The 24,586-nt window shown below is 74.7% G+C and carries 16 protein-coding genes; 10 read left to right on the top strand and 6 right to left on the bottom strand.

What is annotated here, in order from left to right; all coding sequences use genetic code 11:
- Positions 1-91: 91 nt before the first annotated feature.
- Positions 92-2,941 carry a glycoside hydrolase family 3 C-terminal domain-containing protein gene (locus A2U95_RS04600; RefSeq protein WP_420856963.1) on the bottom strand — a complete coding sequence of 950 codons (2,850 nt, stop codon included), beginning with the start codon at positions 2,939-2,941 and terminating at the stop codon, positions 92-94.
- A gap of 312 nt (positions 2,942-3,253) precedes the next feature.
- On the opposite strand from A2U95_RS04600, the gene A2U95_RS04595 reads away from it, so the two are divergent.
- The 6 genes from A2U95_RS04595 (at position 3,254) to A2U95_RS04570 (ending at position 11,978) form a co-directional block, all read left to right on the top strand.
- Positions 3,254-4,945, top strand: coding sequence for an extracellular solute-binding protein (locus A2U95_RS04595; RefSeq protein ID WP_166020943.1), 1,692 nt, complete (start codon positions 3,254-3,256; stop codon positions 4,943-4,945).
- A gap of 27 nt (positions 4,946-4,972) precedes the next feature.
- On the top strand, positions 4,973-6,037 hold the full coding sequence (locus tag A2U95_RS04590) for an ABC transporter permease (RefSeq protein ID WP_166020942.1): 1,065 nt from the start codon (positions 4,973-4,975) through the stop codon (positions 6,035-6,037).
- On the top strand, positions 6,034-6,969 hold the full coding sequence (locus A2U95_RS04585; protein WP_166020941.1) for a carbohydrate ABC transporter permease: 936 nt from the start codon (positions 6,034-6,036) through the stop codon (positions 6,967-6,969). Before A2U95_RS04590 ends, A2U95_RS04585 begins: the two co-directional genes overlap by 4 nt.
- An 80-nt stretch (positions 6,970-7,049) precedes the next feature.
- On the top strand, positions 7,050-9,032 hold the full coding sequence (locus A2U95_RS04580; RefSeq protein WP_166020940.1) for a beta-galactosidase: 1,983 nt from the start codon (positions 7,050-7,052) through the stop codon (positions 9,030-9,032).
- Positions 9,029-11,230: a glycosyl hydrolase family 95 catalytic domain-containing protein gene (locus A2U95_RS04575; RefSeq protein WP_166020939.1), complete on the top strand. Its 2,202-nt coding sequence runs from the start codon at positions 9,029-9,031 to the stop codon at positions 11,228-11,230. The genes A2U95_RS04580 and A2U95_RS04575 overlap by 4 nt, the downstream gene beginning before the upstream one ends.
- A gap of 34 nt (positions 11,231-11,264) precedes the next feature.
- Positions 11,265-11,978 (top strand): glycoside hydrolase family 12 protein, encoded by a 714-nt coding sequence (locus A2U95_RS04570; RefSeq protein ID WP_166020938.1) that lies wholly within the window; start codon positions 11,265-11,267, stop codon positions 11,976-11,978.
- A 72-nt stretch (positions 11,979-12,050) separates the two neighbouring features.
- Here the strand turns inward: A2U95_RS04570 and A2U95_RS04565 are convergent, their stop codons facing one another.
- Both A2U95_RS04565 and A2U95_RS04560 read right to left on the bottom strand, forming a co-directional pair.
- Positions 12,051-14,096: a glycoside hydrolase family 31 protein gene (locus tag A2U95_RS04565; protein ID WP_166020937.1), complete on the bottom strand. Its 2,046-nt coding sequence runs from the start codon at positions 14,094-14,096 to the stop codon at positions 12,051-12,053.
- Between the two features lie 12 nt (positions 14,097-14,108).
- Positions 14,109-15,185, bottom strand: a complete 1,077-nt coding sequence (locus A2U95_RS04560; protein WP_240957198.1) for a LacI family DNA-binding transcriptional regulator — start codon at positions 15,183-15,185, stop codon at positions 14,109-14,111.
- A 214-nt stretch (positions 15,186-15,399) separates the two neighbouring features.
- Between A2U95_RS04560 and A2U95_RS04555 the strand changes: the two genes are divergently transcribed.
- Positions 15,400-16,077 (top strand): LysE family translocator, encoded by a 678-nt coding sequence (locus tag A2U95_RS04555; protein WP_166020936.1) that lies wholly within the window; start codon positions 15,400-15,402, stop codon positions 16,075-16,077.
- A 55-nt stretch (positions 16,078-16,132) separates the two neighbouring features.
- Here the strand turns inward: A2U95_RS04555 and A2U95_RS04550 are convergent, their stop codons facing one another.
- Positions 16,133-16,873: an SDR family oxidoreductase gene (locus A2U95_RS04550; protein WP_166020935.1), complete on the bottom strand. Its 741-nt coding sequence runs from the start codon at positions 16,871-16,873 to the stop codon at positions 16,133-16,135.
- Positions 16,874-16,959: 86 nt separating this feature from the next.
- On the opposite strand from A2U95_RS04550, the gene A2U95_RS04545 reads away from it, so the two are divergent.
- Positions 16,960-17,568 carry a TetR/AcrR family transcriptional regulator gene (locus A2U95_RS04545; protein WP_166020934.1) on the top strand — a complete coding sequence of 203 codons (609 nt, stop codon included), beginning with the start codon at positions 16,960-16,962 and terminating at the stop codon, positions 17,566-17,568.
- Positions 17,569-17,619: 51 nt separating this feature from the next.
- Here the strand turns inward: A2U95_RS04545 and A2U95_RS04540 are convergent, their stop codons facing one another.
- A complete protein-coding gene (locus A2U95_RS04540) occupies positions 17,620-18,843 on the bottom strand; it encodes an SfnB family sulfur acquisition oxidoreductase (RefSeq protein ID WP_166020933.1) in 1,224 nt (407 codons plus the stop codon).
- Between the two features lie 1,488 nt (positions 18,844-20,331).
- Positions 20,332-22,419: an NAD-dependent DNA ligase LigA gene (gene ligA, locus A2U95_RS04530; protein WP_166020932.1), complete on the bottom strand. Its 2,088-nt coding sequence runs from the start codon at positions 22,417-22,419 to the stop codon at positions 20,332-20,334.
- A 169-nt stretch (positions 22,420-22,588) separates the two neighbouring features.
- Between ligA and A2U95_RS04525 the strand changes: the two genes are divergently transcribed.
- Positions 22,589-23,704, top strand: coding sequence for a winged helix DNA-binding domain-containing protein (locus A2U95_RS04525; protein WP_166020931.1), 1,116 nt, complete (start codon positions 22,589-22,591; stop codon positions 23,702-23,704).
- Between the two features lie 186 nt (positions 23,705-23,890).
- The coding region (locus A2U95_RS04520; RefSeq protein WP_166020930.1) for a DUF2470 domain-containing protein at positions 23,891-24,586 on the top strand (696 nt) is incomplete at its 3' end.

The following is a 24,586-nucleotide window of genomic DNA, read 5'->3' as shown; positions in this document are numbered from 1 at the left end:
GTGTGGGCCGTGCTCCGGCCGGACGCGGGCCCTCGGCAGGTCCGCCCGGCGAGGCCTCGCCGGGCGGACGGGGGCGCCGCCGGCCGTCGCCTCAGCCGGTGAAGTCCATCCCGGCGAGGCGGAGCCGTCCGCGCAGGGTGACGCGGACGTCCCGCACCCCCGTCGCGGTGAACGGCGCGGTGAGGGTGGTGTAGTCGTACGGGCCGGCGGTGGGGACGGCCGGGGAGAGCGTGGCCGTGGCCACGGGGCCGCCGGAGGACGGCGCGGCGGTGACGTCGAGGGTGCCGACGCCGGCCACGGTGACGGTGACGGAGGTGACTCCCTCGCCGAAGTCGCAGTCCCGGTAGAGCAGTTCGGCACGCCCGCCGGCCGCCGGGGCGACCGCGTCGCCGGAGGCCTTCGCGCGGTCCACGATCTCGGCCCCCGCGTGCTCGTCGAAGTCCGGCGCGGACAGTCCGGAGGCCCGGACCGGGCGCGGGGCGCCGGGCTCTCCCGGCAGCAGGACGACCGTCCGCAGCCGGACGTCCTCGCTGGACGCCCCGACCAGCAGCTCGCAGGGTCCCGGGGCCACCCGCTCGCCTCCCCGGGCCACGTCCCAGAACCCGAAGGCGGACAGCGGCACCTCGAAGACCTGCTCGGACTTCTCGCCCGGGGCCAGCCGCACCCGCCGGTGCGCGGCCAGTTCGCGGCGCGGGCGGACCACCGGCGGGTCCACCGCCCGCGTGTAGAGCTGCACCACCTCGTCCGCCGTGACGTCGCCGGTGTTGGCGACCGTGCAGGACACCCGTACCGAGCCGCCGGTGACGGCCGCCGTCAGGCCGGTGTAGGAGAACGAGGCGTAGGACAGCCCGTGCCCGAAGGGGAAGAGCGGTGTGCCCTCGAAGTACAGGTAGGTCTGGCGCGAGCCGATGACGTCGTAGTCGAGCAGGCCGGGCAGGTCGGCGTCGTCGGCGTACCAGGTCTGCGGGAGGCGGCCGGCGGGCGAGACGTCGCCGGCGAGCACCCGGGCCAGCGCGGTGCCGGCGGCCTGGCCGCCGTGGGCCGTCCACAGCACCGCCGGGAGCGCCTCGGCGGGCACCGCGTAGGGGTAGGAGGAGACCAGGGCGAGCACGGTCCTCGGGTTGGCGGCCCGTGCGGCGCGCAGCAGCCGCCTCTGGTGGCCGGGCAGCCGCAGCGTGGTGCGGTCCTCGGTCTCCCGGCCGTTGATGTGGGGGTCGTTGCCCGCGACGACCACGACCGCGTCGGCCCGCGCGGCGGCCCGCGCGACGGCGTCCTCGCCGCGTTCCTCGACGACGAGTTCGAAGGGCTCGGCGGCGGACTCGCCCTCCGCGGCCACCCGGACGCCGTCCGCGTCGACGCAGACGTGCCGCCCCGTGCCGAGGTGGCGCAGGAGGTGGGCGTCTCCCCGCGGTTCCAGGCGGAACGTCTCCCGCACGACCCAGCCCCCCGGCTGCTCCGCCGAGGCGCGCACCCGGCCGTCCTCCGCGACCGACAGGTAGCGCCCGTCGGGGGCGCGCAGCGTGAGCACCCCCCCGCCCCAGTCGACGAGGTCCAGCACGGTGCCGTCCGGGCCGGTCACCAGCGGCGGCAGGTCGGTGCGGCCGGCGAGCAGCGCCGGGTCCAGCGCGCCCTCGGCGCCGCGCGCCCCGCCGGACGCGCCGCCGGCCTCCGGCACGCGCAGGAAGGCTCCGCTCCCCGTGCGCAGCCGCACCCGGTCCACGCCCTCGGCGAACTCCACGCGCTCCGCCCCGAAACGCCCGCGCAGCCCTTGGAGCGGGGTCGAGCGGTGGATGAGCGTGCCGCTGTACCAGTCGAGCTTGCACTCGTCGGCGAGGAGTCCGACCACCGCGATCCGCGTCCCGGGCGGCAGGGGCAGCAGGCCGTCGTCGTTCTTCAGCAGCACGACGGCCTGCTCGGCGGCCTCCTGGGCCAGCCGGCGGTGGGAGGGCGTGTCGAACTCCGCCGTGCGGGCGTGCGGGTCGTCCTCCGGGTCGAACTCGCCGAGCCGGAGGCGGACCGACAGGTGGCGGCGTACCGCCCGGTCGACGTCGGCCTCGGTCAGCAGGCCCCGCTCGAGGGCCCCGGCGATGCGCCCGGTCGTCACCGAGCTGTCCGTCCCGTGGTCGGTGAAGCTGTCGACGCCCGCCCGCAGGGCGGCCGCGACGGCCTCCTCGTGGGTGTCGAAGTAGTGCTCGGAGTCGACCAGGTTGGACGGCGCGCCGGCGTCCGAGCAGACCAGCAGCGGCTCGTCGGTCCAGGTCCGCAGGTGCTCGGCGAGGTACGGGGAGACGTGGTTGGGGCGGCCGTTGACCAGGTTGTAGGCGGGCATCACCCCGGCGGTCGCGCCGGCCTCGACGGTCTCCCGGAAGGCGCGCAGATCGTATTCGTGCAGGACGCGCGGGGGGACGGAGGAGGAGGTGACGTCGCGGCCCGTCTCGTTGTTGTGCGCGAGCCAGTGCTTGAGCACCGGGGCGGTGCGCCAGTACACCGGGTGGTCCCCGCGCAGGCCCCGGGTGTAGGCGGTGGCGATCGCCGAGGTGAGGCCCGGGTCCTCCGAGTAGCCCTCCTCGTTGCGGCCCCACAGCGGGTGGCGCAGCAGGTTCACCGTCGGCGCCCACACGTTGAGGCCGACCCGGTCGTCGCGGGCGCGCATGGCGCGCGCCTCCCGGGAGACCGCCTCGCCGACCCGGCGGACCAGGTCGGTGTTCCAGGTCGCGCCGAGCCCGACCGCCTGCGGGAACACGGTCGCCGGGCCCATCCAGGCGACACCGTGCAGGGCCTCCTGTCCGGTGCGGAAGGCGGCGACCCCGAGCCGTTCGACGGCGGGCGCGAACTGGTGCAGCAGGGAGATCTTCTCGTCGAGGGTGAGCCGCCCCAGGAGGTCTTCGACGCGCTTCGCGAACGGCAGCCGGGAATCGCGGAACGACGGTGCGTCGGGCATCGCTGCGGTCACTTTGGTGGTCCCCCTGCAGGGCGGCGGCGGATGGCTTTCGAAGCGCTTCGATGCTGGTTTCGGGAGGAGCCCCTGTCAAGACCGTTCGGCGCGCGGGTCCGTCGTCCCGCCGTCCATTCCGAGACAATCCCGGTGTTCTCCGGGTTCCGGGGCCCGCCGAGGAATCTTGGTGACGAGCCTTGTGCACCCTGTCGTGTTCACCTAACCTCGCCTCCAGCTTCGAAGCGCTTCGACAGTTCGACAGTGCCGCCGCAGCCGACGGGCCCGGGTGTCCGGGCGCCCCACGAAGGGTTTGACGCAATGACGCCGAATGCCGCCCCCGCCCCCGCCGGCGCCGGCCGGAGAACCTTCCTCGCCTCCACGGCGGCCGCCGTCGTGGCGGTGGCCGGCGGAACGCCGCTGCTCAGCGCCTGCGGCGCCTCCGGCAGCGGCAAGGACGGGGGTTCCTCCTCGGACAAGGGCGCGAAGGAGCTGCTTCCGGCCTACGTCGCCAACGACGTCGTCACTCCGGACATCCCCGCGAAGAACGGTTCGGCGGTCGGCTTCACCGCCGAGCTCGACCTCGCCGCGCTCAGGACCTCGGTCCCCGAGAAGCTCGGCAAGGGCAACGAGGTCACCGTGATGTCGCCGTTCTGGGGCTCGCCGCCGAAGCAGGACAACGCCTACTACAGGGCGATGAACGACCTGACCGGCGTCGACGTCGTGTGGCAGAACCAGGACGGCAACACCTACGACCAGAAGCTCGGCGCGGTGCTCGCCTCCAGCGCGATCCCGGACGTGGTGGTGATCCCCGGCTGGAACATGGGCGGCAAGATACCGACCGCCATCACCAACAAGTTCGCCGACCTCGGCCCGTACCTCTCCGGCGACAAGGTCAAGGACTACCCGAACCTGGCCGCGGTCCCGACCGACGCCTGGCGGCGGTGCATCATCGGCGGCAAGCTCCGCGGGCTGCCGATGCCGTCCTCCTACGTGCCCAACAACGTGCCCTTCTACCGGCAGGACGTCTTCGACGAGGAGGGTTACGAAGTGCCGCGCTCCTGCGCGGAGTTCGAGGACCTCTGCAAGGAGATCACCCGTCCCGCGGCCAAGCGGTGGGCCTGCCTGGACATGAAGTGGACCGCCTTCAGCGCCTTCGGCGTGCTCTCCGGCGGCGAGAAGCCGCTCGCCTGGAACCTGGTCGACGGCAAGCTGGTGCACCGCACGGAGACGGACGAGTTCCTCGAGGCGCTGGAGTGGACCCGCAAGCTCTTCGCCGCCGGGTACGTCCACCCGGACGCCGAGCTGGGCAAGAACTCCCCCGACGCGGGGCCGAAGTTCGCGGCCGGCGAGTTCCTCATCTACAACCAGGACATCTCGCAGTGGTGGAGCCGCACCGCCGAACAGGCGACCCAGAACCCGGACTTCAAGATCTGGGGGATGGACTTCTTCGGCCACGACGGGGGCGATCCGGTGCTGTGGGCCACCCAGCCGGCCAACATCTTCGCCTTCGTCAGCGAGAAGGCCTCCGAGGCCGTGGTCCGTGACGTCCTGGCGGTCGCCAACGTCACCGCCGCGCCGTACGGCACCAAGGAGTACATGGCCGTCAACTACGGCGTCGAGGGCACCCACTACACGGTGAAGGACGGGGTGCCCGCCAAGACCGACCAGGGCAACAACGAGGTGATGAACGCCTTCGTGATGATCGCCGGCCCCACCGCCACCATCGCCCACCCCGACTTCCCCGAGGTCGCCGAGGCGCAGGTGCGGTGGCAGCAGCGGATGGGCGCCTTCACGAGGAAGTCCAGCTTCTACGGCCAGATGATCACCGAGCCGTCCCGCTGGGCGGACCTCGGCAACGACTTCGAGCAGCTGGAGGACGACATCGTCCGCGGCCGCAAGAAGGTCTCCGACATGCAGCAGGCCGTCTCCGAGTGGAGGAGCAGGGGCGGCGACGAACTGCGCGACTGGTACAGGAAGCTCCTGGACGAGAACGGCTCGGCGGCCGGCTGACCGGCCCGTACAGGCGAGGAGAGGGCCGTGTCCCACAGCACGGCGCCCCGGAACGACACCGGGGCGGCGAGAGAGCCGGAGACGGCCCCGGTGGTGTCCGGCGGCACCACCGGGGGCACCGGCGGCGGCCGGCGGAGCACCGCCGGCCGCCGTCCCCGGGGGTCGCGGCTGCCCCTGCGGCTGCGACTGCGGCGCGACCGCGCGCTGCTGCTGATGACGGTCCCGGCCGTCGCCCTGGTCCTGGTCTTCAACTACGTGCCGATCCTCGGCAACGTCGTCGCCTTCGAGGACTACGACCCCTACATCAGCGACAACGGCGTCGTCTCGATCCTGAACAGCTCCTGGGTCGGCCCGGAGCACTTCGAGCAGCTCTTCGGGGATCCGGCCTTCTGGCACGCGGTGCGGAACACGCTGGTCCTCTTCCTGCTCCAGCTCCTCCTCTACTTCCCGGTGCCCATCGCGCTGGCCCTGCTCATCAACAGCGTGGTCAGGCCCCGGGTGCGGGCCGTCTCCCAGGCGATCCTGTACCTGCCGCACTTCTTCTCCTGGGTGCTGGTCGTCGCCGTCTTCCAGCAGTTGCTCGGCGGCGCCGGGCTGCTCTCCCAGCTGCTGCGGCAGCACGGCTTCGACGGCATCGACCTGATGACCGACCCGGAGACGTTCAAGTTCCTCGTCACCGCGCAGAGCGTGTGGAAGGACGCCGGCTGGGGGATCATCGTCTTCCTCGCCGCGCTGGCCTCGGTGGACCAGGAGCTGTACGAGGCCGCCGCGATGGACGGCGCCGGACGGTGGCGGCGCATGTGGCACGTCACGCTGCCCGCGCTGCGTCCGGTGATCGCCCTGCTGCTGGTCCTGCGGGTGGGCGACGCGCTGACCGTCGGCTTCGAGCAGATCCTGCTGCAACGCGACGCCGTCGGTCCCGAGGCGTCCGAGGTCCTGGACACCTTCGTGTGGTGGTACGGCGTCCGCAACCAGGACTTCGGCTACGCCGCCGCCGCGGGCCTCGTCAAGGGCGTGGTCAGCATCGGCCTGGTCCTCGCCGCGAACAAGGTCGCCCATCTCATGGGCGAGCAGGGGGTGTACCGCAAGTGACGACCCGACTCGGCAAGGCGTCCGCCCGGGAGCGGTGGTGGGCGGCCCCGCCGCGCCCCGTGTGGGAGGAGCCGCCGGGCCGTGCCGGCCTCGCGGGCAAGGGCCTGGTGCTCACCCTCGCCTGCCTGGCCGTCCTCTTCCCGCTGTGGATCGTCGTCGTCACCAGCCTGTCGTCGCGGAGGACGATCGACGAGGCGGGCGGCCTGGTGATGATCCCGCAGGACATCACCTTCGTCGCCTACCGGGAACTGCTCAGCGGCGGTCAGGTCAGCCGGGCGGCCGTGGTCAGCGTGCTGGTGACGCTGGTCGGCACCCTGTTCTCGATGGCGGTGTCCGTGCTGTGCGCGTACGGCCTGTCGCGCAGCGGCTCGCTGGGGCACCGCTGGATCCTGATGACGCTGATGGCGACGATGTTCTTCAGCGCCGGCCTGATCCCGTCGTACCTGCTGGTGCAGTCGCTGGGCCTGATGGACACCTACCTGTCGCTGATCCTGCCGAGCGCGGTGAGCGTGTTCAACATCCTGGTGCTGCGCGGGTTCTTCATGGGCATCTCGCAGGAGCTCGTCGACAGCGCCCGGATCGACGGCGCCGGCGAGTTCCGCATCCTGTGGCAGATCGTCCTGCCGCTCTCCCGGGCCGTCGTCGCGGTGATCACCCTGTTCTACGCCGTCGGGTACTGGAGCGCCTGGTTCAACGCGTCGCTGTACCTCAACGACCAGGACAAGATGCCGCTGCAGAACGTCATGATCCAGCTGGTGCAGAAGCAGCAGGCCCCGGTGGGGCTCGGACAGGCGATCAAGACGGGCGAACTGTCGGGCCTGGCCGTCCAGATGGCGGTGATGGTGCTGGCGCTGCTGCCGGTCGCCGTGCTGTCGCCGTTCGTCCAGAAGCACTTCAGGAAGGGGATGCTGACCGGCGCGGTCAAGGGCTGACCCGCGCGGTCGCGCCGCGGCGCGACCCCCGTCCGCCCGCACGGGCTCGCACGAGAAGGCATACGACAAGGCAGGTGCCCATGGACCGGCCCCGAGGCCCCGTACTGGCCGACGCCGCGCGCGGCCGCATCCTGTTCGGCGGCGACTACAACCCGGAACAGTGGCCCGAGGAGACCTGGCACGAGGACGTCCGGCTGATGAAGGAGGCCGGCGTCAACACCGTCACCCTCGGCGTCTTCTCCTGGGCCAGACTGGAACCCCGGCCGGGTGAGCGGGAGTTCGGCTGGCTCGACACCCTGATGGACCTGATGCACGACAACGGCGTGGGCGTCGTGCTGGCCACCCCGACGGCCTCTCCCCCGCCCTGGATGGGCCGCCTCCACCCCGAGACGCTGCCCCGTGACGCCGACGGCCACGTCGAGTGGTGGGGCGGCCGGCAGCACTTCTCGCACTCCAGCGCCGTCTACCGCCGGTACGCCGCCGCCATCACCGAGGACCTGGCCGCCCGCTACGGCTCCCACCCGGCCCTCACGATGTGGCACATCAACAACGAGTACTGCACGTTCGACCACGGCGACGAGGCGGCGGCCGCGTTCCGGCGCTGGCTGCGCGACCGGTACGGCACCCTCGACGCCCTCAACACCGCCTGGGGCACCGCCTTCTGGAGCCAGGGCTACGACTGCTGGGAGGGCGTGCTGCCCCCGCGCCGCGCGCACTACCTGAACAACCCCTCCCAGGTGCTGGACTTCCGCCGCTTCACCTCCGACATGCTGCTGGAGTGCTTCACCGCCGAACGCGACATCGTCGCCCGGCACACCCCGCACATCCCGGTCACCACCAACTTCATGCCGCTGTGGACGGGGCAGGACGGCTGGCGGTGGGCCGAGGAGGAGGACGTCGTCTCCGTCGACCTGTACCCGGACTCCCGCGACCCGCTCGCGCCCCGGTCCGCCGCCCTGGTCCAGGACCTCACCCGCTCCCAGGCCCGGGGCCCGTGGATGGTGATGGAGCAGGCCGCCGGCGGCGTCAGCTGGCGCGGCGTCAACCAGCCCAAGCCGCGGGGCCTCAACCGCCTCTGGTCGCTGCAGGCCGTCGCCCGCGGCGCCGACGCCGTCTGCTACTTCCAGTGGCGCCAGTCCCGGCAGGGCGCCGAGAAGTTCCACTCCGCCATGCTGGGCCACGCCGGGCCGCGGGGCCGTGCCTTCCAGGAGGTGAAGCGGCTCGGCGCCGACCTGGCGCGGATCGGCGGCGAGGTCGCGGGCACGGGCATCGGGGCGGACGTCGCCGTGCTGCACGACTGGCACGCCTGGTGGGCCGGCGACCAGCAGGGCCGCCCCTCCACCGAGGTCGAGTACGGGGCCGTCCTGTCCGCCTGGCACGGCGCCCTCTGGGAGTCCGCCGTGACCTGCGACTTCGCCCACCCGGAGCACGACCTGTCCGGCTACCGGATGGTCGTCGCGCCCCAGCTGTACCTGCTCACCGACGCCGCCGTCGACAACCTGCTGGCCTACGTGCGCGGCGGCGGCACACTGGTCGCCGGCTTCCTGACCGGTACGGCCGACCAGGACGACCGGATCCGGCCCGGCGGCATGGACCCGCGGCTGCGCGAGCTGTTCGGCATCGGCGTCCTGCACGAGTGGTGGCCGCTGCCGCCCGGTGAGCACGTCGACTGCGAGGGCTTCTCGGGAACCCTGTGGTCGGAGGAGATCGACGCGGCGGACACCGTCTCCGAGACCCTCGCCTACCGGGGCGGCGAACTCGACGGCATGCCCGCGGTGCTCCGCAGGGACCGCGCCTGGTACCTGTCCACGCTCCCCGAACCGCGGGCGCTGCGCGACCTGCTCGCGCGGATCGCCGCCGGCGCGGGCGTGAGCCCCGTGCTGGACGGGCTGCCCCCCGGGGTGGAGGCGGTCCGCCGGGGCGGGCTGCTGTTCCTGCTCAACCACGGGCGCGCCCCGGTGACCGTCCCGCTCCCCGGCCGCCACCTCGACCTGCTCTCCGGGACCGCCGTCACGGACGGGGTCGCCCTCGGCCGGTACGGGGCGGCGGTGCTCCGGCCGTGAGCCCGGGCCCCGTGCACGGCACCTGGGAGCCGTCGCCGGCGACCCGCTGGGAGGACGCCTTCCTCACCGGCAACGGCCGGCACGGCGCGCTGGTGTTCGGCGACCCGGACGACGACCGGGTCGTCGTCACCCACCACACCCTGGTCCGTCCCAACGGCAGTGCGGGGGCCCGGCCCCCCGCCCTGGCCGCCGCCCTCCCCGCCCTGCGGGACCGGATGCTGGCCGGGGACCTCACCGCCGCCGAGGAGTTCACCGACGGGCGGCCGCTGCAGTGGGTGCGGCCGTTCCACCCGGCCTTCCTCGTCCGGCTGCGGGCCGTGGCCGGCGCCGGGGCGCCCTCGCGGATGCGGCGGTCCGTCGACTTCACCACCGGGGAGGCCGTCACCGAGCGCGGCGACCGGTGCTCCCGGGTCTTCGTCTCCCGGGCCGACGACGTGATCGTCCACCAGGTCACCGGGCCGGCCCCGGAGCTGGACGTCGGGCTGGACCACCGGCTGCCCGGCGCCCCGGAGCGCCTGCGCGTCGACCACGGCGTCCTGCTCGTCCCCGGGGGCGCCGTGCTCGGCCTGACCGTCCGCTACCCGGACGGCGACCTCGCGTACACGGGCGTCACCCTCGTCCGCGTCACGGGCGGACGCACCGGCGCCACGCCCGCCGGGGTGCGCGTCACGGGCGCGCGCTCGGTGCTGCTGCTGACCCGGGTGCGGCGCCACACCGGCGGGACGGACCTGGCGGCCGGGGCGCGGGCCCTGCGCGGCCTGCTCGCCGCCGGAACCTACGACACCCTCCTCGCCCGCCACACCGCCCTGCACCGCACCGCCTACCTGCGGGCCGGGCTCGACCTGGCGGCCGACCCCGCCGAGCGCGCGCTTCCCGGCTCCGCGCTGCTCCGCCGGCCGGACAGCGCCGCGCTCCTGGAACGGCTCTTCGCGGCCGGCCGCTACCACCTGCTCTCCGCGAGCGGCCTGCTGCCGCCCCGGCTCACCGGTCTGTGGACCGGCGACTGGGACACCGCCTGGTCGGGCGCCTTCACCACCAACGCCAACCTCAACCTCCAGACCGCCTCGGCGGGCGCCGCCGCGCTCCCCGAGGTCACCGGGGCCCTGGCCGCCCTGGTGGAACGCCAGCTCCCGGACTGGCGGGAGAACGCGCGCGCCGTCTTCGGCGCCCGGGGCGTGGTCGCCCCCTCGCACACCGACGGCGAGTGCGGGCTCAGCCTCCACTTCAGCCGCGAGTACCCGCTCCACCTGTGGACCGCCGGGGCGGACTGGCTGCTGGTCCCCCTCGTCGAGCACGACGAGATCCACGGCGTGACCACTCCCGCGACCGCCGCCGCGCTGGCCGAGACCGCCCTGTTCTACGAGGACTTCCTCACCCGCACCGACGGCGCGGGCCACCTGGTGGTGGTGCCGTCGTACTCGCCGGAGAACCGCCCGGCGGGCGGGAGCTGGGGCGCGGTCAACGCGGCCATGGACCTCTCCGCCGCCCGGCACGCCCTGCTCACCGCCGCCCGCTACCACCCCGGGGCCGCCGCCGACCGCTGGCGCGCGCTCGCCGGCCGGCTGCCGCCGCACCGCGTCAACGCCGACGGGGCGCTGGCCGAGTGGGCCTGGCCCGGCCTCGGCGACACCTACGACCACCGCCACCTCAGCCACCTCTACGGCGTGTGGCCGCTCGACGAGATCAACCCCTACGACACGCCCGCGCTCGCCGCCGCCGCGCACCGGGCCCTGGAACTGCGCGGCCCGGAGAACGACTCCGCCCACGGCCACCTGCACCACGCGCTGGTCGCCGCACGGCTCCGGGACGGCGAGCGGGTCGCCCGCGCGCTGGCCCGCGTGCTGCGCGGCGACCACTTCCACGTCTCGCTGATGAGCTCGCACTACCCGCACCGCGACGTCTACAACGCGGACGCGGCCCACGCCCTGCCCGCGGTGCTGATCGAGGCGCTGGCGCAGTCCACGCCCGGCAGGCTGGTCCTGCTGCCCGCGCCGCCGCCGGCGTACCCCAGGGGATCGCTGCGCGGCGTGCGCACCCGCTTCGGCGCCGTCCTCGACCTCACCTGGAGCCCGGACGGCGTCACGGCCGTCCTGCGGCCCACCCGCACGGTCCGCATCGAACTCAGGACTTCGGCCGGCGCCGGGTTCCTCGACCTGGTCGCCGGAGAAGACCGCGTCCTCACCCTGACGGCGCGGTGACCGCGTGACTCCCCCCACCCGTGGAAGGAACACCATGGCAACAGGCACCCTCCGCAGCATCACCCGGGCCCTGCTGGCTCCCGCCCTCGCGCTGGGCCTCACCACGGGCCTCGCCGCCGCCCCCGCGCAGGCCGCGGTGTGGAGCTCCTGCGACCGGTGGGGCAACACCGGCCTGAACGGCTACACCCTCTACAACAACATCTGGGGCTCCGGCGCGGGCAGCCAGTGCGTGTGGGCCAACTCCGGCACCAACTGGGGCGTGTGGGCCGACCACCCGAACACCGGCGGCATCAAGTCCTACCCGAACTCCAAGAAGGTGGTGAACCGGACCGTCTCCTCGCTGCGCACGCTCACCAGCAGCTACAGCGTCAGCGTGCCGTCGGCGGGCGCGTACAACACCTCGTACGACATCTGGGACACGGACCACGACTACGAGATCATGCTCTGGGTCAACCAGTACGGTCCGGTCGGCCCGCTCGGCTCGTCCCAGGGCACGGTGACCCTCGGCGGCCACACCTGGAACGTGTACAAGGGCGACAACGGCTCCAACCAGGTCTTCTCGTTCCTGCGGACCTCCCGCTCCACCTCCGGAACGGTCGACATGCTGCCCATCCTGCGGTGGATCAAGGACACCAAGCGCTGGATGGGCGACGAGACCATCGGCGACGTGCAGTTCGGCTACGAGATCACCTCGTCGGCGGGCGGCCTGGACTTCCGCACCGACAACCTGACGGTCACGGCCGGCTAGGCCCCGGGGCCGCCCGCACCCGCGGGCGGCCCCTTCCGGCCCGGGCCCCTTCCGCTCCGGGCCCCTTCCGGCTCAGGCCTCGCGGACCGGCAGGCTCGCCCCGTCCCGCAGGAAGAGCGGAATGCGCTCCAGCGGCGCCTCGACGGTCACGGCCGCACCGCCCTCGTGCGCCTCGCCCGTCCACGCGTCCGTCCAGCGCGCGCCCGCCGGGAGGTGGACGCTCCGGCTCGTGGCCCCCGCCTCGAGCACCGGGGCGACCAGCAGGTCGGGGCCGAGGAGGTAGGCGTCGTCCACCGACCAGGCGGCGCGGTCGTCGGGGAACTCCAGGAACAGCGGCCGCATCACCGGCAGCCCTTCCTCGTGGGCCTCGCGCATGACCTCCAGGACGTACGGCTTCAGCCGCTCGCGCAGCCGCAGGTACTTCTCCAGGACCGCCCCGGCCTCCTCGCCGTACGACCACACCTCGTTGGGGCCGCCGGTCATGTCCGGGCCGAGCGGCATGCCCGGGTCCCGGAAGCCGTGCAGCCGCATCAGCGGCGACAGCGCGCCGAACTGGAACCAGCGCACCAGCACCTCGCGGTAGGCCGGGTCGTCCGGGTCGCCGCCGTGGAAGCCCCCGATGTCCGTGTTCCACCACGGTATGCCGGACAGCGCGGTGTTGAGGCCGGCGGCCAGCTGCCGGCGCAGGGTCGCGAAGTCGGTGCCGATGTCACCGGACCACAGGGCCGCGCCGTGCCGCTGACTGCCCGCCCAGGCCGACCGGTTGAGGGTGATGACCTCGCTCTCGCCGGCCGCCCGCAGCCCTTCGTGGAAGGCGCGGGAGTTCTCCCGCGGGTACAGGTTGCCGACCTCCAGGCCGGGTCCGGCCCAGTAGCGCAGGTTCTCCGGGAAGCCCGGCTTCAGCTCCGGTTCGCAGGCGTCCAGCCAGAAGGCCGTGATGCCGTAGGGGTCCAGGTAGTTCTCCTTGATCCGGGACCAGACGAACTCCCGCGCCTCGGGGTTGGTGGCGTCGTAGAAGGCGACCTGGACGGTCGAGGCGACCTCCTTGTCCGGCCAGTCGGCGTGCGCCAGCGGCCCGTACTGGGTGCCGATGAAGTACCCGCGCTGCTCCATCACCGGATGGTTCTCCGACAGCGGCGAGACCGACGGCCAGACCGAGACGACCAGTTTGACGCCGAGTCCGTCCAGTTCGCGGACCATGGCCGCCGGGTCGGGCCACTCCTTCGGGTCGAACTTCCACTCGCCGAGGTGGGTCCAGTGGAAGAAGTCGCAGACGATCGCGTCGAGCGGCAGGCCCCGGCGCCGGTACTCGCGGGCCACGGCGAGCAGTTCGTCCTGGGTGCGGTAGCGCAGCTTGCACTGCCAGAACCCGGCGGCCCAGGCGGGCAGCATGGGGGTGCGGCCGGTGACCGAGGTGTAGGCGCGCTGGGCGTCGGCCGGGGCGCCCGCGGTGATCCAGTAGTCGATCTGCCGGGCCGAGTCGGCCACCCAGCGGGTGCCGTTGCCCGCCAGCTCGACCCGGCCGATCGCCGGGTTGTTCCACAGCAGCGTGTAGCCGCGGCTGGAGGTCAGGACGGGGATGCTCACCTCGGCGTTGCGCTGCACCAGGTCGATCACCAGGCCCTTCTGGTCGAGCCGGCCGTGCTGGTGCTGGCCGAGGCCGTACAGCTTCTCGTCCTCGTAGGCGGCGAAGCGCTGCTCCAGGCGGTGGTGCCCGTTGCCCACGGCGGTGTAGAGCCGGGGGCCCGGCCACCAGAAGTGGGCGCGTTCCTCGGCGAGCAGTTCCGCGCGGTCGCCGGTGCGCAGGAAGCGCAGCATGCCCTGCGCGTCCACCTCGACGGTCAGCGCGCCGACCGTCAGGGCGGCGGTGCCGTCACCGATCCTGATCGTGGCCGGGGCGTCCGGCGCGGTGCCGAGCAGCGCGCCGGGCAGGCCGTCGAGGACCGGACCGCCGAGTCTGGCCCGGACCCGGACCGCGTCCGGGCCCCACGGCTCGATGCGGACGGTCTCCTGCCGGCCGCTCCACTCCAGGCCGCCGTCGCGCTCCCGGAGGACGCCGACGGTGGGTGAGGACTGGGCGAGGCCGACCTCGGGCGGTGTTCCGACCGGCTGGTTCACGTGGCGTACTCCTTACGGGTGCGGACGACGGGCCGACCGGGGTGCCCGGGCGGCGTGGGGCCGGCCGGCGGCGTCAGGGGGAGCCGCGGGCGCCGGCCCGGTGCTCGCGCGGACCACCAGTTCCGGCGCGAGCAGCACGATGTCCTCGCTGCCACGCCCCTCGAGCTTGGTGAGGAGGTGTTCCACGGCTCGCCGGCCCATCTCCTGCGCCGGGATGGCGACCGAGGTGAGCCGCACGGACGCCTGGACGGCGACCTGGTCGGGGCAGACCGCGACCACCGACACGTCCTCGGGGACGGCCCGGCCCTGCTGGCGCAGCAGGGCGAGCAGGGGCTCCACCGCGGACTCGTTCTGCACGACGAAACCGGTGGTGCCGGGGCGTTCGTCGAAGACGCGGGCGAGGGTGACGGTCAGGGCGTCGTAGCCGCCCTCGCACGGGCGGTGCAGGACCCGGACGCCCAGCTCCCGTGCGCGGGAACGGAGTCCGTCGAGGGTGCGCTCGGCGAAGCCGGTGTGCCGCTCGTAGACGGCCGGCGCCTCGCCGATGACCGCGATGTCACGGTGCCCGAGCTCCGCCAGGTGCTCCACGCACAGCGCCCCGGTCGCCGTGAAGTCGAGGTCGACGCAGGTCATCCCCGTCGTGTCGGCGGGCAGGCCGATCAGCACGGACGGCTGGTCGGCCTGGCGGAGCAACGGGAGCCGCTCGTCGTCGAGTTCGACGTCCATGAGGATCATGGCGTCGGCCAGTCCGCTGCCGGTCACCCGGCGCACCGCCTCGGGGCCCTCCTCGCCGGTGAGCAGCAGGACGTCGTAGCCGTGGGTGCGCGCGGTGGTGGCCACCGCGATGGCGATCTCCATCATGACCGGCACGTACATGTCGGTGCGGAGCGGGATCACCAGGGCGATGATGTTGGACCTGCTGCTGGCCAGGGCGCGCGCGCCGGCGTTGGGGTGGTAGCCGAGTTCGCGGATGCTCTGCTCGACCCGCTGCCGGGTGGTGGCCGAGATGGACCGTTTGCCGCTGAGGACGTAGCTCACCGTGCTGGCCGAGACTCCGGCGTGCTGGGCAACCTCAGCGAGGGTGACCATCCAGCTCTCCAAGGTTGTGAAGCGCTTCGACAGGGCGCTGTGCCGATTCGTGCGAGTCAGAATGGGTCGACAGTAACTTCACCACGGCCGGGTGTCCATAGGTGTCGAAGCGCTTCGACAGCCTTTCTCGCCGGGAGCCTCCCGGTGGCGGAAACCGGCGCCATCGGCCCGCCGGCCGGGGGTACCCGGGGCGGCCACGGCAGGAGGGGTGCGGATGTCGGTCGACCTCGCGGGTTTCGTCGGTGTGGTGCTGGTGGCCTATCTGGTCCCCGGCCCGGACTTCCTCGTGGTGCTCCGGTCGGCCACCGAGCACCCCGCGAAGGGGCGGGCCGCGGCGCTGGGCGCGCAGACCGGTCTGTGCGTGCACATGCTCGCCGCCGCGCTCGGGTTGTCGCTGGTCGCCGCCCGTTCGCCCGCGGTCTTCGACGCCGTCCGGCTGCTGGGCGCGGCCTACCTGGTGCACCTGGGGATCCGGGCGCTCCTGGCCGCCCGCCGCGCCGCGCGCCCGGCGGGCGGCCCCGGACTCCCGGACGCGCGCCCGTCCGCGGACGGGCGGGGGGCCGGCCGCGGCCGGTGGCGGTCCGGCTTCTCCGAGGGCCTCCTCACCAACGTGCTCAACCCCAAGGCGGCGCTGTTCTTCCTGAGCGTCCTGCCGCAGTTCGTCCACGGCGGCGGTGGCGGTGGCGGTGGCGGTGGCGGCACGATGACGCGGCAGATCTTCCTCCTCGGCACCCTGGACGTCCTCATCGGCGTCGCCCTCTGGTTCGCCCTGGTGGCCGTCGCCGCACGGCTGCGCGCGTTCCTCGCCCGCCCGCGCGTCCGTCACCGGTGGGAGCTGACCACCGGCTGGCTGTTCGTCGCCATCGGCGCCGGCATCGCCGCGGCCGCCTGAGCCGCGGCGGCCGCCCCCGGCCGGCCCGCCCCCGGCCGCGGGGCTCCGCGGCGGGTCAGGCCATGCCCCCGTTGGCGAAGAGGACCTGGCCGTTGATCCAGCGGGCGGGTCCGGCGAGGAAGGCGACCGCCTCGGCGATGTCCTCGGGGGTGCCGAGCCGTTCCGCGGGGTTCATGGCGGCGATCCGGTCGATCTCCTCCTGGCTCTTGCCCTCGGTGAACAGCGGCGTGGCGGTGGGGCCGGGCGCGACGGCGTTGACCGTGATGTCCTTGCCGCGCAGTTCGCGGGCCAGGACGAGCGTCATGCCCTCCACCGCCGCCTTGGACGCGACGTAGGCCCCGTAGGCCGGGAACCGGGTGCGGGTCACGGAGGTGGAGAAGTTGACGATCGCGCCGCCCGGCCGGAGCCGGTTGGCGGCGAGCTGGGAGACGACGAACGCGCCGCGGACGTTGGTGCGGTGCATGCGGTCCAGGTCCGCGAGGTCCAGCGTCGCGATGGGCGACAGGAGCATGATCCCGGCGGTGTTGACGACGACGTCGATGCCGCCGAAGGCCTCCTCGACGGCGTCGAACGCCGCGGCCATCGCCCGCTCGTCGGCGACGTCCCCGCCGACCGTCACGGCCCGTCCGCCGGACCGGGTGATCGCGTCCCGCGTCTCCTCGGCGCGGGCGGCGTTGCCCGCGTGGTGCACGGCCACGGCGAGGCCGTCGGCGGCCAGCCGCTCGGCCACGGCGCGGCCGATGCCGCCGGACCCGCCGGTCACGAGCGCCACCCGGCCCGCGGTGTCGTCGGTCATCACGGTACCCCCGATAGAATATGAACGCACTGTCCATTTATCAGGCTACAGCGGAAATGAACACGCTGTCCACAAGCGAGGTGACGATGTCCGAGAACGCCGCCGGCCGGTCCGGCCGGCCGGGCCGGGGCAGGCGACCTGCCGCGGAGGTGCGGGCCGCCGTGCTGGCGTCGGCGGGCGACCTGCTGCTGCGGGACGGCCTGCGGGCGCTCACGTTCGACCGGGTGGCGAAGGATGCGGGGGTGAGCCGGACGACCCTCCACAGGTGGTGGCCGTCGCCCGGCGCGCTCGCGGCGGAGGCGTACTTCGCCCGGAGCCGCCCGGTGCTCGACTTCCCCGACACCGGCGACCTGCGCGCCGACCTGATCACCCAGCTCCGCGCCTTCGTCCGCTGGCTGAAGGACGAGGGCGCGGAGCGGCCCGTGGCGGAGCTCGTCGGCGCGGCCCAGACGGACCCCGACGTCGCCCGGGCGTGGTCGGAGAACTACGCGCTGCCCCGCCGCGAGCTGGCGCGCGAGCGTCTGCGCGTCGCGCAGCGGCAGGGCCGGCTGCGGGCGGACGCCGACCTGGACATCGTCGTGGACCAGCTGTGGGGCGCCTGCTACCACCGGCTGCTGGTGCTCGGGACGCCCTTCGACGCCTCCCTCGTCCCGCGCCTGGTCGACCACGCGCTGCACGGAGCGGCGCCGCGCTGAGCGCGGCGGCCGCCGCCACCGGCGGCGACGGCGGAAGCGGCGGTGGCGCCGTCAGAGCAGGCCGTGGCGGGGCGGACGGGTGCCGTGCAGCGCCTGACGGCCGATGTGCTGGATCTTCCAGCGGTCGGGGTCGTGCAGGGTGTGGGTCCGGGCGTCCCGCCAGTACCGGTCGAGGCCCAGGGTGCCGCGGGCGGCCCGGGTGCCGGACACCTCGAACAGGGCGCTCGCGACGTCCACCGCGGCCCGCCCGGCGGTGACCTTCGCGGCCGCCACGGCGATCGAGGCCTCCGCCGCGCTGTCGTCGGTCAGGTCCGCGCGGGCGGAGTCCACGGCCCGCGCCGCCGCGGCGAGCAGGGCGTCGGCGGCCCTGACCTGGAGGGCGAGCTCCCCGAAGCGCTGGATCAGCAGCGGGTCGTCGAAGGCCTCCGGATATCCCGCCTCCACGCCCTCGAACCAGGGACGGCTCTTGGTGCGGACGAAGGCGACCGCCTCGGCGAGCGCGCCGTCCGCGATCCCCGCGTCGATCGCCGCGTGCAGCAACTGGGCCACCGCCCCGTGGAGTTGCGGACCCCGGAAGGTGAGGTGGTGGGGCACCACCCGGTCGGCGGGGACCGGCACGCCCTCCAGCCGGACGGTGCCGCTGGCCGTGGTGCGCTGGCCCAGGCCGTCCCAGTCGTCGACGACGGTCAGCCCCTCGGCGTCACGCGGCACGTAGGCGGCGTACAGGTTGCCGTCCGCCGCGCGGGCGAGCACGGGTATCCAGTCGGCGAACAGGGCGCCCGTGCAGTAGTGCTTGACGCCGGTCAGCAGGTAGGAGCCGTCGCCGGACGGGGCGGGGTCCAGCCGGGTGCGGATGTCCTGGACGTGCCGGGTGCCGGCCTCCGACTGGGCGTTCCCCAGGCGCCGGCCGGCGAGGACCTCGCCGAAGAAGAACTTCTGCTGCTCCGGCGTGCCCTGGCGCCGCAGGACGTTGACGTAGACGAAGTGGCTCTGCGGGATCTGCGCCAGGCTGGCGTCGGCGGAGGCGAGCAGGCGGAAGATCTCGGCGAGGGTCTCCTGGCGGACGTCCGCCCCGCCGAACTCCGCCGGCACGGTGACCGCCAGCAGGCCGGACGCGGACAACTCGTCCAGCTCCCGCTCGGGCAGCAGGCGTTCGGCGTCCCGGCCGGAGGCGTCGTGCCGGAAGCGTTCGGCCAGCTCCGCGGCGACGACGAGGGCCTCGGCGTCGTCGGCGATCACATGGGCGGGCGGGGACAGGGAAGGGGCGGTTGCCATGGCTGCTGCTTTCCGTGGGGAGTGTCCGAAGGGCTCTCGGAAGGGGAGGGCGAGGTGCTCCGTTCCCGGCTCCGGCGGCGCGCCACCCGCCGCCCGCCGGGGCTGGACCCCGCCGGGGACGCGGCGCGTCCGGCCGTTTCGGGGACGGGCCGCCCCGCACGAGGGGGCGCCCCGGTGGCGGCGTCGGTGGTCCCGCGGCGTCCGGCACCGGGAGGGGCCACGCCCGCGGGCCCGGCCGGCGTTCCCGCGGCCGCGGACCGGCACGGTCCGGCGACGGCGACGGCGACGGCGACGGCGACGGCGACGGCGACGGCGACGGCGACGGCGACGGCGACGGCGACGGCGGAGAACGCCTGAGGGTGCGGGGAGCGGGACTTCCGGGCGGGACGCGTGGGCCGGGGCTCCGGGTCGTCAGGCCGTACGACAGAGCGCCGCCGCGACCCTGACCAGGTCGACGCAGCGGCGGGAGGTGAGCGTCCGGCGCAACATGGGTCGATGCAAGCAGAAGGCCGGTGCAGCGTCAACAGGCCCTCCGGCAGGCGGACACGGGCTCCGGCGGCGGGCCGGGAACCGGACGGGCCCGCCGTCCGACTGCCTGACCACACCGGTGAGGCCACGGCGAAGGACAGAGGATGGGCGGAGCGGACCTGTGCGTGCGCGAGGCCGTCTTGCGGGGTGCGCCCCGGCCGCGTAGGCATGACCCCCGGGGGAGCCGCCGCACGGCGGGCCCCCGCCCGGGGAGAGGAGCGCGGGGGTGGGCGCGTCATGACTCCGGGCAGGTGTTCGCGAGGGGTGCGGGCCGTGACGTTCGCCGCCGTCGGCGTTCTCCCGACGGCCACCGGCCACCGGCCACCTCCTCGACTCGGGCCGCCCGGTCCCCGGCCGGGCGCTGCTCCTGGCCTTCGCGGGCACCGCGCTCGCCGCCCGGCGGTTCACGGACCGTGAGCACGATCCGCTGACCGTCACCTCGGCGACGACGGCCCTGCGGGGCCCGCCGCACACGGTGTCCGCCCACGCCCGGCCGGTCGTCGGCGCCCCCACGGCCGCCGCGCACGCCCTGGCCCACCACGCGCGCGCCGGGCCCTGGCCGCCTCGCCGGGGACGGCCGGCTCGTCGCCCTCCCCCGGCGCGCTGTCGGGGCACCTGGACGCCGCGCTCCTGACCGGGGTGTGGCCGGCCGCGCCGCCCCGGCGACCGGTGCGCTCCCCCGTCGGCAGGGCTCCCGCGCGCGGCGCCTGGCGCGGCCTTCCCCTGCCGGTCCTCGCCGTGGGCCTCCCGCTCGTCGCCGCGCTCGGCCGGGCACTGCCGGTCCTCGGGCGGACGCTGCCGGCCTTCCTGCTGGTGGACGTCCCGGTCGGTCCGGCCCAGCGCCGCCGGGCTGCCTGAGACGTCCGGCCCCCGGCCCCGCACCACGGGCCCGGCCGGGCGGCGAGCGGCCCGGCACCGGCGTGACGCGGGCCGCCCGGCCCGCCGAACCGGCAGCCCGGGTCAGACGGAACCGTCGAGGTGGCCGGCCAGGAGCTCCGCGAACTCCTCGGGGGTGAGGACCTTCACGCCGAGCTGCTCCGCCTTGGCCGCCTTGGCGCTGAGCCGGCCGCCCGCGGCGGGCGCGGCGACGAGGTAGGCGGTGGCGGCGGTGACGCTGTCGCCGGCCTTCCCGCCCGCGCGCTCGATCAGGTCCTTCACGCCGGTGCGGCCGAGGTCGGCGAGCGGGCCGGTCATCTTCCCGGTGACGACGACCTTCATCGGCCGGCCGTCCTCGCCGGCGAGCGGGCCCCCGCCGGCGCTCTCGTCGGCCGGCTCGGTCATGGTCGCCCCGGCGGCGGCCATCTTGTCGATGACGGGGCCGAGTTCGGCGAAGGCCGCGACGATGCCCGGCGCCTTCTCCGCGCCGATGCCCTCGACCTCCCGCATCGCCTCCGCGTCCGCGGCCCGGATCGCGTCCATCGTGCGGAAGTGCGCGGCGATCCGCTGCGACAGGCGCCGCCCGGTGTTGCGGATGCCGAGCGCGCACACCTGCCGGCTGAGCGGCCTGGCCTTGGCGGCCTCGATCCGCGCGACCAGGCTCGCGCCCCGCTTGGCGCTCCCCGCCGCCCGGGACAGCGTCTCCAGGTCGAGGGTGTACAGGTCGGCGATGTCGGTGACGGCGCCGGAGGCGACGAGCGCGTTCACGTACGTCGTGCCCAGGCCGTCGATGTCCAGGCAGTCGCGTTGCGCCGCGTAGGCGATCAGCGCGGGCAGGCGGCACGCGGCCCCCTTCACGCACCGCCACCGCTCCTGGCTCCTGTCGATCCCCCCGCCGCAGTTCGGGCACTCCCCGGGGAACGGCACCTCGACGGCGTCCGCCGGACGCAGGCCCACCACGGCGGACCGGACGCGGGGGATGATGTCGCCGGCCTTGTACACGGTGACCGTGTCCCCGACGTGCAGGTCGCGGCGGCGGATGTCGGCCGGGTTGTGGAGCGTGGCGTACTCGACGACGCTGCCGTCGATCTCCACCGGCTCCAGGCGCGCCCGCGGGGCGAGCACGCCGGTGCGGCCCACGTTCCACTCCACCTCCAGCAGCCGGGTGGTGCGCTCGACCGCGGGCAGCTTGTAGGCGATCGCCCAGTGGGGGAACCGCGACCCGGTCCCCGCCGCCCGCCGTTCCGCGGCGGCGTCCGCCTTGACGACGACGCCGTCGATGCCGAACGGCAGGCCGGGCCGCATCGCCCGTATCTCCTCGATGCGAGCCTGCGCCTCCTCCACGGTGCGCACGAACCGCGCCGCCGCCGGGTTGTCGCGGGTGGTCCGCACGCCGGCCCGCGACAGCGCGGTCAGCACCTCGGAGTGCGACGCCCCCGCCGGCAGGAACGATCCGCCGTCCAGGTCGACCGCGCCGTACGCCCAGAACGTCATGGCCGGCCGGTAGGGCCGGTCCTTGGCGCGCAGGGTGCCGGAGGCTCCGTTGCGGGGGTTGGAGAACACCTTCGCGCCGTGCTCGGCGCGGATCTCGTTGGCGCGCTCGAACTGCGCCCGGGTGAAGAGGACCTCGCCGCGCACCTCGACCGTGACCGGAGCGCCGAGCTGTTCCGGCAGTCCCTCCACGGTGCCGATCACATGGCTGACGTCCTCGCCGAACCGCCCGTCGCCGCGGGTGACGATCCGCTCCAGGCGCCCGTCGCGGTAGCGCGCGGCGATCGCCGCGCCGTCGAGCTTGGGTTCCACGGTGAAACCGCCCTCGACCGGGCGGCCCAGGCGCCGCCGCAGGCCCTCGCCCCACGCGACCAGCTGCTCGGCGGAGAAGACGTTGTCCAGCGACAGCATCGGCACGGTGTGCGCGACGTCGCCGGCCGGCGCCGCGCCCGCCGCGACCTGGCGGGTCGGCGAGTCGGCGGCCGCCTCGCCCGGGTGGGCCTCCTCGTAGGCGGCTATCGCGAGCAGTTCCCGGTCGTACGTCGCGTCGTCCATCACGCTCTCGGCGGCGACGTCGCCGTCGCCGCCGTAGTACGCCCGGGCGGCCGCGCGCACCCGGGCGATCGCGGCCGTGTACCGGGCAGGGGTCGTCAGCGCCTGGACGGCGGGAGAGGTCGTCATGGAGGTCACTCTTCCGCAGGGGTCCGACAATGCGGAGCGCATCGTTCCGCCTCCGCCCGGCCACGGCCCGCGGAGGGGCGGGGCGCGCGGATCTTCGGCGGAAGGCCGACGGGCCGGGCCCCCGGGGGCAGGATGGACTCCGCACCCGACCCGGACGAGGAGCCGCCGCATGAAGGTCACCCAGGACCAGGTTCTCGCATGGCGGCTGCGGCGGCAGAGCCTCGCCCCGCGGACCACGGCGTCGGTCGCGGACCTCGTGCGACGGCTCGCCGGGGTCCAGGCGCAGGTCGCGTCGTCGGCGGAACTGGCGGTCGCCACCCGGCGGCTCGGGCCGGTGCCGGGAGCCGTGGAGGAGGCGCTGGACAGCCGGGAGGTCGTCAGGACCTGGGCCATGCGCGGCACGCTCCACCTGCTGACGCCCGATCACATGGCGGCGTACCTGTCGCTGATGGCGGCCGCGCGGACCTGGGAGAAACCGTCCTGGCAGCGCGCCTTCGGAGTGTCGCCGGAGCAGATGACGGCCCTGGGCGAGGCCGTGGAGGAGGTGCTGGACGGCCGGACGCCGACCCGCCAGGAGCTGACGGCGGCCCTCGTCGCGCGCGGCGGGTTCGCCGGGCTCGAGGAACAGCTGACGTCGGGCTGGGGCGCGGTGCTCAAGCCGCTCGCCTGGACGGGGAGGCTCTGCCACGGGCCGAACCGGGGGAACCGGATCACCTTCGCCTCCCCACGCGACCGGGTGCCGGGCTGGGCCGGCGTCCCGGAGCCGGAGGAGGCCGCCCGGACCGTCGTCCCCGCCTACCTGGGCGCCCACGGGCCGGCGACCCCGGAGGCCTTCGACGCCTGGCTGACCCGCGGCTCCTCCCGCAAGGCGGCGCTGCGCGGCTGGTTCGCCTCCCTGGGCGCCGGGCTGACGCGGGTGGAGGTCGACGGCGTGAGCTGCTACGCGCGGACGGAGGACCTGGACGCCCTGGCCGCGGCCGAGCCCTCGCGGGAGGTGCGGCTGCTGGCCGGCTTCGACCAGTACGTGCTCGGGCCCGGCACCTCCGACACCCGGCTCCTGGACGCGGCGCGCCGCAAGGCCGTGAGCCGCGCGGCCGGCTGGATCTCCCCGGTGGTCGTGCACCGGGGACGCGTCGTGGGCGTCTGGGAGTTCACGGACGCCGCGATCGACGTCCAGCTGTTCGGCGAGTGCCCGCAGGTGCCCGGGAAGGCGCTGGAGGCGGAGGCGGCGCACCTCGCCGCGTGCACCGGGCGGGCGGCGACGCTGTCGGTGCGCACGGTCTGACGGCCCGTGGGGCGGGCCCCCGGCCCCACGGCGACGCGGCACCGGGGGACGCCGGCGGGGGCACGGCGCACGCGGCCTTCCGTACGAACGGGACCACCGGCCGTGCCCCGTCGCGGCCCGCGCGGTTATAGGTTAGGTTAGGCAAACCTAAGTAAGAATTGTGTTCCGCGACGCCCTGGAGCCCCCATGCGCCTGCGCACTGTCCACGCCGGACGGCCGACGCCCGCCGAGCGGATGCGGTCGGTCATCACGGCCGCCCACTCCATGACCGTGGTGGTCGACGGCCGGCGCCACGACGTCCACCGTCTCGACGGCACCGCGGCCATGCGCCGGATCCACCTCCACGCGCCCACCGCGGAGTTCGGCGACGGCGACCGCGCGCCCCGCCTCCCGGCCCGTGTGGAGCTGACCGACATCGCCCCCACGCCCGTGCGTGACCGGCTGCGCGCCCGGGTGACGCTCACCGGCCTCATGGCGGCCCCCTTCGACCCGGACACCGCCGCGAGCACCTGCATGCGGCTCGACCGGGCGGTCCTGGAGAGCGCCGGGGCGCGCGCCCACGTCCCGTGGAGCCGGCTGGAGGCGGCGGAGCCCGACCCCCTGGCCACCCGCGAGGCGTCACTGCTGGGCCACCTGGCCGCCGCCCACTCCGACCTGGTCGCCCTCCTGCTGCGCCTCGTCGAGCCGGGGGCCAGGCGCGGGCTGGTGCGCGCGCTCCCGCTCCGGATGGACCGTCACGGCGTCACCCTGCGCCTGGAGTACGCGGCCGCCGAACGCGACGTGTGCCTGCCGTTCCCCACCCCGGTCACCGACGCCGACCAGGTCGGCGTCCGGATCCACGCCCTGCTGGCCGCCGGCCGCCGCGCCTCCCACTCCGGCACG

This window comes from Streptomyces chilikensis, from assembly GCF_001642695.1.
Classification (GTDB): domain Bacteria; phylum Actinomycetota; class Actinomycetes; order Streptomycetales; family Streptomycetaceae; genus Streptomyces; species Streptomyces chilikensis.
Note: the sequence above shows the minus strand (reverse complement) of the source record. Positions and strands in the feature narration are given on the sequence as shown.